The sequence below is a fragment of the Alicyclobacillus sp. SP_1 genome (assembly GCF_024706985.1).
In the GTDB taxonomy this organism is placed as follows: Bacteria; Bacillota; Bacilli; order Alicyclobacillales; family Alicyclobacillaceae; genus Alicyclobacillus_I.
In genome coordinates this window covers 1-7,075 of the sequence record NZ_JAMCCX010000054.1, presented here as the reverse complement: position 1 = coordinate 7,075, position 7,075 = coordinate 1, and the positions used below count along the sequence as shown (strand labels likewise).

The 7,075-nt window shown below is 52.0% G+C and carries 7 protein-coding genes and 1 pseudogene; 2 read left to right on the top strand and 6 right to left on the bottom strand.

The window, feature by feature from the left end; translation table 11 throughout:
- Positions 1-82 precede the first annotated feature (82 nt).
- The 4 genes from M4I36_RS12925 to M4I36_RS12910 all read right to left on the bottom strand — a co-directional run bounded on the left by M4I36_RS12925 (position 83) and on the right by M4I36_RS12910 (position 2,338).
- The gene (locus M4I36_RS12925; protein WP_258112166.1) at positions 83-394 is read right to left on the bottom strand and encodes a hypothetical protein; all 312 of its coding nucleotides are present in this window, start codon (positions 392-394) and stop codon (positions 83-85) included.
- Between the two features lie 33 nt (positions 395-427).
- The gene (locus M4I36_RS12920) at positions 428-1,291 is read right to left on the bottom strand and encodes an HAD family hydrolase (RefSeq protein ID WP_258112165.1); all 864 of its coding nucleotides are present in this window, start codon (positions 1,289-1,291) and stop codon (positions 428-430) included.
- A gap of 15 nt (positions 1,292-1,306) precedes the next feature.
- Positions 1,307-2,026, bottom strand: a complete 720-nt coding sequence (locus tag M4I36_RS12915; protein WP_258112164.1) for an HAD family hydrolase — start codon at positions 2,024-2,026, stop codon at positions 1,307-1,309.
- Between the two features lie 135 nt (positions 2,027-2,161).
- Positions 2,162-2,338, bottom strand: coding sequence for a hypothetical protein (locus M4I36_RS12910; RefSeq protein WP_258112163.1), 177 nt, complete (start codon positions 2,336-2,338; stop codon positions 2,162-2,164).
- A 633-nt stretch (positions 2,339-2,971) separates the two neighbouring features.
- Between M4I36_RS12910 and M4I36_RS12905 the strand changes: the two genes are divergently transcribed.
- Together M4I36_RS12905 and M4I36_RS12900 are read left to right on the top strand one after the other, a co-directional pair.
- Positions 2,972-4,054, top strand: a complete 1,083-nt coding sequence (locus M4I36_RS12905; RefSeq protein ID WP_258112162.1) for a recombinase family protein — start codon at positions 2,972-2,974, stop codon at positions 4,052-4,054.
- Between the two features lie 75 nt (positions 4,055-4,129).
- A pseudogene (locus M4I36_RS12900) lies at positions 4,130-5,004 on the top strand (Rpn family recombination-promoting nuclease/putative transposase).
- An 800-nt stretch (positions 5,005-5,804) separates the two neighbouring features.
- Here the strand turns inward: M4I36_RS12900 and M4I36_RS12895 are convergent.
- Both M4I36_RS12895 and M4I36_RS12890 read right to left on the bottom strand, forming a co-directional pair.
- Positions 5,805-6,623, bottom strand: a complete 819-nt coding sequence (locus tag M4I36_RS12895) for a phosphotransferase (RefSeq protein WP_258112161.1) — start codon at positions 6,621-6,623, stop codon at positions 5,805-5,807.
- Positions 6,624-6,774: 151 nt separating this feature from the next.
- Entirely contained in the window at positions 6,775-6,924 is a 150-nt protein-coding gene (locus tag M4I36_RS12890) for a hypothetical protein (protein ID WP_258112160.1), read from the bottom strand.
- Positions 6,925-7,075 lie beyond the last annotated feature (151 nt).

The following is a 7,075-nucleotide window of genomic DNA, read 5'->3' as shown; positions in this document are numbered from 1 at the left end:
TTGTTCTCGACAAACTCATCTTAGCCTTACAGGGAGCGCCTTTTCAATGATTCTAGAAGTTCAAGACCCTCGAAATCCGGGATTATAGAAACAACGACTCACCTTTTGGGGCGGATGGCCAAAACAGCGCATCCTCTTCTTGGAGAATCATGCTTGATACCGGAATTCCATCGAGAGACCCTAGAAACATTTCATCAGTTGTATACTCCGATAGTAAACTTCGGGCCGATACCTGCTGTGCAGTCCACATTTCTTTGCCAATGCCGTACAACCAATCAGCCGCTTCCGTGAGGATTGAACTAAAGTCGTCCACCTGATCGAATGAAATACTGGATACTTCCATCTTCGCGGTTTCCACCCTTTGCCACACGTCTAACTTCGCCGTTCGCTGCACGGCACGCCCCTTTCATTGCGACACTATTTGCATCTAATCGGATTGACTGCCACTCTCTTGGCATGCGCGTGACGCGTGAATGTATTTGGCAACCCCGTCTTGATCATTTGTTCCAATCATTTCACTGGCCACTACCTGTAGCTCCTGATGCGCATTCGCCACCGCGAGCTTTTTTCCAGCGCCGCGAAATAAGCCAATGTCATTTAGGTTGTCTCCAAACACGGTCACATGGCTGGGCGAGCAGCCCACCAACGATGCCCACGCCTTCATGGCCTCTTCCTTGTTCGCGTGGGGGTGAGATATTTCGAGAAAATAGTCGTCTTGAAGATATGTGTCCTTCGTGAAGTGGAGGTGTATCTCGTCGTTCAACATGTCGATCAGGTGATCCTTGAATGGCTGTAGCTCAGCTTTGCTGGCGATATACGTGAGCATGATGACTTGGTCGCCGCGACGTAAGGAGAGAGGCTCCCTGGTTTGGAATCGGGGATCGCCGGGGCGGCTCTCGACAAACCTGCGTAGCCCATCACTGACGAACTCCTCATGCCAGACTCGCTGCGCTGCACTCGGCTCCATGCCAAAGACGAGAGGTAGGAGCCCAGTCCGGCGGCCGAACTCCAGTATCTGTGTGGTGATATCACTTGACAGAAACTTTGCATAGAGGATTCGTTCACTCTGCGGATCCACAATCAGGGCTCCGTTATAGACAATGACCGGGTAGGACCAACCGATACTCTCAACCAGCGGTTTCGCGCTGATGAAACTGCGAGCGGTCGCAAAACTGCACACATGCCCCTCAGCCAGGGTTTGATTGAGTACATCCACCGTGAAATCAGATAAAGTGGTATCGGATCGCAGTAGTGTTCCGTCTAAATCGGTCAAGAAATATTGTCTCTTCATTGGTCACCTGCTTCGTCAATGACTTTCTAGGCCTCCCACAGTGCCGACTTGCAGAGCATTTCCACTGCGTGAGCAACGCTCCTCTATGCCTTCGGCGTGCCACTCATGCAGAGCAAGCAAGACGAGTTCCATGGGCTTCTCGCATGAAAATGTCGGTTTACAAGCGGCGAGGCGTTCCTTTCGGCCTTCACCCCAACAGGCTGCTACACTGCACATGCCAGCTGCCTGTGCTGCCTGAATATCGGTTGGCTGGTCCCCAACATAACCGCAATAGGCAGGCGTAATTCCCAATTGCTCGACCGCCAGGAGAAGTGGACTGGGGTTTGGCTTGTGATCCAACGTATCCTCTTGTCCAATCACAACGGAAAAGAATCCGGCGAGTCCTGCTGCCTCCAATTCCCGCAATACGTATCGACGCTTCCTGGAGGACACAATGCCCAGCACGTAGCCCGAGCGATGTAAATCAGCGATCATTTCACAAACACCCACATAAGGATGAACTTGTTCAGCGTGCCGCTCGTAGTAGATCAGAATTTCCGTAAATACCTGTGTTCCCTCGTGCGGGAACCATTCTGCCAGCACCTTGGGAACGGGTACGCCAGTAAGACCCGCTTCCTCCTCGGGCGTCGGAGCCCGCCTCAATACAGTCTCAAATCCGTGTCGATTCGCCTGTACCGCTATTCCTTCGCTGTCTAACAGGGTTCCGTCCAAGTCAAACAAGATGACTTGGATCAAATGGGCATCGCCTCTCGTTTCGACCGAATGTGAAACCTCCCTTCTATCATACCTTATGAAAAGATGGCTGGTACACAAGTCTGGCGCGCAATTATGCAGATGTTCACTGAAGGACTACACTAGTCGGATGTGCATTCATCCTCGTAACTCCGCTCGACATTCGGGAGCAAACACGAGAACATAGATCACCAACAAGAGCACGCCAGCCCCTGCAAATGTTTCCGACACCGAAAGCCATTGCAAGCAGACGCCAACCAGGGCCGTACCCGATGCCGTGGCTGACATCCCGATTGCGCCGCGCAAAGCGTGCACCCGCCCCAACCCTCTCGTGGACACGCGTATAGGCCATGAGCACGGCGCGCGACACATGCGCCAAAGCCGCACACACTCCCGCGGACATAGCCGCAACAAGTATCAAAAGTGACGGATGGCTGGTGCCGATCAACACAAAGCAGGATTGGAAGAGTGGAAACCGAAATAGACGGGAAAGAGCAACGAGTATTCCGTTTCCCGGGAAAGGCGATTCGAGCCAGACGTCAGGCAATCTGACTTTCGTCCGCGAGCCGCTGCGACTTTGGCTTTTGTAAGTCACACAACGACTAGACAGACAAAATGACTAGGGAAAACGGCATGGTGGAGCGCGATGAACTCTATGTCTAAAGCAACTTCATTCGGGCCAGTCTGGGAGACACACCGAAGGACCCGCAATGCTTAACAAACATCCGAGGCCAAGGGTATGTGTTGTGTCCCTGTCGCAAACTCTGAGAAAATCGTGATCACAGGCCGCGTGGATTACCGTCATGTAAGCCTCGATCTGCCTAGGCGCTTTAGGAAGAGAAATGCAAACAGGATCAAGGTGAGTCCGAGTGTGCCACCGGCATATCCCCACGCTAATCAAAATCCCACCATCAGTCCGCCGACTCCTGATCCAGGTACGAGTACCGAATGATCAAGAAGCGCTTTCAGCGCGGCAAAAAGATCGGCGCGCGGCTCGGCCACTGGACCAATGGTCCGGCCCCTTTCCGCTACGCCTATGACGCCGAAGCCCGGTCGCTCGCGGTGGACGGGCAAAAGCTTGAGATTTATCAGTTCATCAAGGAGCGATTACTTCGCGGCAGCACCTGCGCCAGCATCTGCTGGGAATTGAATCGGACTGGTGTTCCCTCTCCCAAAGGCAAGCTACGGCAAGAGAGCGTAATCTACCGATTGACCATGAACGAAGTGCATCTCGGACGGGTGATCTATGGCAAGACCAGTGGCGGTCTGCATAAGAATCGAAAGAGTGCTCCGTTTCGGGTCAATCCCCGCAAGAACTGGGTCGTGGTCGAAGACGCCCACCCTGCTGTAAAGACACCCGAGGAATACGCCGAGATCCTGAAGGTTCTCGCCCGACGCAGAATGCAAATGAAGCGCACGCGACACGGCACCTATGTATGCTCCGGACTCGTGTTTTGCGGGAAGTGCGGATCCTCCCTGCAGTTTCAACCCAAGGAGAATGGACGGATTCTCGTCAAGAAGTGCCAGAAGGTTGATCCATTCGGAAACCGCTGCGGCAACCCCGGCGCCGACCTTGAACACCTCGAGGTCGCAGTAATAGAGAGCCTGCACGAATATGAGGAGGAAATTCGGTCAAGACGGATACAAGTGTCGACATCTGATATGATCCCGAAAACGATGCTGCGACTCAAGGAAACGGAACTTGAAACCCTGCACGAAGGCATTCTTCGGCTCAAGGACCAGTATGTGTCGGCGGACTTGACCAAGCAAGAATACCGCACCCGGTTGGATCATCAAAAGGATCTCATCGTGAAAAAGGAGAACGAGATTCAGCAGTTGAAGGAGATTGTGCACATAAGTGGACCCATATCTGACCAGGAGCGGCTGGAGCGAATCGAAGAACTGGAGAATGTTTGGCAGCTTCTCGACACCAAGCCCGAAGAGAAGAATCGGTTGTTTAAACAGACTATTGAACGAATCGAATATGCGCGAAACGGCTACGGAATCAACGCGCGCGTGAGGTTCCGCTAAATTCACTCGCCCGAACACATCCACAAACTCACATGGTATGATATTTCAAAGGTTGTTCATAAAAGTGTGAATCACATGACACTTATGGATTTGAAAATTGATTTTGCGTTCAAAGCCTTGTTTGGCAGTCCCGGCAGCGAACCCATTTTGATTTCATTTTTGAACGCAGCATTGAAGCGATTCGGGGGCCAAGAGATTACCTCGGTGGACCTAATCAATCCAGAGCTTGGCCCGAAGTACTTGGATGATAAGAAGTCGATATTGGACATTCATGCGCGCACCGAAGACGGTACCCGAATCAACATTGAGATCCAGCTTGCGAACCGTCAGGACATGGAGAAGCGCACACTGTGCTATTGGTCTTGCATTTTTCCGACCAAATGCAAAAAGGCATGTCGTATTCCGAACTGGCCCAGACGGTTACGATCAACATCTTGAATTTCCGCTACGTCAGGGCCACTGAGCAGTATCACACGACAGTTCATCTGTATGAGAACACGGAACAGTTCCCGCTCACCAATGCACTGGAAATCCACTTCATGGAGATTCCAACGTTGCTGACGAACTGGCGAAAACGCACCGTCAGTCTACATGAGGCTCGGCTCGTCCGTTGGCTTTTGCTACTAGAAGCGTCCGACGATGATGAAATTCGAAGCGAATTAGAGACGATTGCAAAGGAGGACCCCATCATGAAAGAAGCATTCGAGAAATGGGAGGACATCAGCCGCGATCCCCAGGCGCTGGCCGAGTACCACTCCAGACGCATGGCGATTCTAGACGAGGCGTCGGCCATCCGGGAAGCGGAATTGCGGGAGCAAAGAGCACTTCTTGAAGGGAAACGAGAGATAGTTAAACAGCTAATCCTCAAAGGATTCGATATCGAAACTATATGCGAAGTATCGGGCCTGTCCAGAAAAGAAATCGACGAACTATCTAAGCACTTGCAGTAGCGGAAATCGTTTCTCTCGTATGACGGCACTGACCGGTTTTAGCCCAGGTTTGACTGTCAAACGTGGGTTCCAGAGAGCCTGGCCACGTAACGAGAGTCACCCTCTGCAGGCGTTTAATGTGAAGTCAATTCCCCTTGTTCGGCGCGGCGTTCTATGTATACGCCTACCACTTGGAGTTCCATCGGCATTACGGTTGCCGCGCCTGCTGATAAAATGACCAATTCTCAGAATTTGGGCCGAATTTGGTTGGTGAAGGCCTATCTTGTCCAATTTACGGTCGGACTTGGTCATTGACGCTCGACTTGCCGAGGATATATCTCCCTTTTTCAAGCCAATGCATAAAACGACGGTGAGGCTAGGGTTGAATCCACAAATGCGTGGATTCAACCACCCTATCCAGAATGGGTGCCCGCCCTGCCAATCATGGCGAAGAACGTGCCCTGACAGGCTCCACTGCTTGCCTATGAGAATCCCGGGTGGATGGCCTGACAAGGTCCATGACAAGCCCTCAAGGCACGACCTTTGCCAGCTAGTCCGTCAAATCGCGGACATTGAACTCCGTCAGCTTTTGGGCATAATCAAGCAGCAGAAACAGAAGGATGAGCCGAGTTAAAACTCACAACCCAAGCAAACTAGGCTAAAGATCCACTACACGGTTGTATAGGAACGTTCCATAAGGTTAAAGTTGCAACAGTGAAGTCATTACGACGCAAACCTATGCTCTTTGATATCCTACCTGGGCACGTTTGCGCCACTAGGCTATGCCACCGCATAGGCATGTCGTCTATGAAGAGACCCGCTCACAGCAACTGATCGAATAGGCTTGGCAATTCACGCACGATATACGCCACCGTATCATGCGGATAAAGGGCCGGTGCTACTTTCGCATTCGCGATAAATTCCCACAGTTTCGCCACCCTGTTCCCTCGTTCCAGGGCGTCCAGTTCGGTCGGAACACTACCCGTGTTCTTCTGCCAAAGACGGATGTACATTTCTGCCATGGTGCGTTCCATCGCGCCATCCTTGCTACCGATTCCGGGCATCGTGATCGCCAAGTCAATGGCCGGGTGTCCCTGACAAAACCGTTCCCAGTCCATCAGAATCAGTTCCCTATTTTCGCGAATGCGCCAGTTGGTCGGATTGGGGTCCGCCGACAGACAGCATAGTGGTTCGAAGAGGAACTGCGCTTCCCGCTGTAGATGAATCATCTGTTCGCGTACGTCTTTGTGCTCAGCGGCGCCAGCAAACCATGCCAATGCTCGCCCTGTGAGCTCGGCATTCCACTTTGGCTGAAATGCGGCGTCTCCCACTTCCACACGCCGATCTCCCCAAGTGGTCGAATGAAGACGAAACAGCATCTCATATTGCTCCGTATCGAGAACCCATCGTTCTCTCGGAAAGGGGATAGAAATATACTCCAGCACTATCCAGTGCCTGTGCTCCTCATCGGAACCGCTCCAATACAAATCGGGTACTCCTATACCCGCACGTCGCAGGAGATCGGTATCCTGTTCGTAGAAATGACGTTCTCGAAATGTAGGTGAAGATTTCACAATGACCGAATTCCCGTCTGCCAACTGCAGTCGGATGACACGGCTAGCGCCTGCAACGCCTGACATGGAAATTCGATTGACAATGTGTCCAAAATGAACGTTCAGAAAATGATCCAGCTCATCAGGAAAACGGGTAGAGCTTGGTCCATCGATGGCTCCTCCGATCGGATTGGCTCATCTCTACAGTTGCGGATCGCGTGTGCTGGCACGCAGCGTGTCATGGCAAGTCGGAACCTGAGGTGTTGATGAGCCTTTCCAAAAATTCCGTTGCCTCCGTTGCCGTGGGAACCGCCAGCACGTTCTCCTTCACAAACTCCTCTGCTTGTGGGTATCCGCTCGCTTCCATCCTGGATTCCCGCCAAAACATAACGAGGTAACCCCCAAAAACGCTCAGAATCTATGAAAATGAAGGGTTTTTTACTAGTTTCGTCTTCCTTGTATCATCGTTATGTGTTAGAATATACGTAACGAGGTGATGCGAATATGGCGGCCATCGTGTATCAAAGGGACAAGCGGTC

Bases quoted from the DNA above. Each gene is read 5' to 3' on its own strand.
- M4I36_RS12895 (WP_258112161.1), bottom strand. From the start codon at position 6,623: ATGTCAGGCGTTGCAGGCGCTAGCCGTGTCATCCGACTGCAGTTGGCA.
- M4I36_RS12920 (WP_258112165.1), bottom strand. From the start codon at position 1,291: ATGAAGAGACAATATTTCTTGACCGATTTAGACGGAACACTACTGCGA.
- M4I36_RS12905 (WP_258112162.1), top strand. From the start codon at position 2,972: ATGATCAAGAAGCGCTTTCAGCGCGGCAAAAAGATCGGCGCGCGGCTC.
- M4I36_RS12890 (WP_258112160.1), bottom strand. From the start codon at position 6,924: ATGTTTTGGCGGGAATCCAGGATGGAAGCGAGCGGATACCCACAAGCA.